General features: G+C 54.4%; 1 pseudogene. It reads left to right on the forward strand.

The window, feature by feature from the left end:
- A pseudogene (locus QVO99_RS07605) lies at positions 1–257 on the forward strand (RagB/SusD family nutrient uptake outer membrane protein); the annotation flags it as partial.
- Between the last annotated feature and the right edge of the window lie 13 nt (positions 258–270).

Here is a 270-nt window from a genome sequence, read left to right on the forward strand (position 1 = left end):
GTCAGCCGCTTGCCACACAGCAGGAGCAGCTCAAGACATGGTATCAGGAGAACCTTGTGAGAAAGGACAACAAGGGTGACGGCCGTGACTCTTACCATCAGGACCTCACCATCAGCTATCGCGCAAAATACTACTTCCTCGGCTTCTCGCTCGGAGCAATGAACCGCAACGATGCTCGTCTGAAGCAGACAATCGGATGGAGCGACAACCGCGGCGGTACCGGTACTTTCGACCCGCTGGCTGAAACAAGCAAATAACAGGAGTCTGAAC

The organism is Prevotella sp. CAG:592, assembly GCF_000436015.1.
Classification (GTDB): domain Bacteria; phylum Bacteroidota; class Bacteroidia; order Bacteroidales; family Bacteroidaceae; genus Prevotella; species Prevotella pectinovora.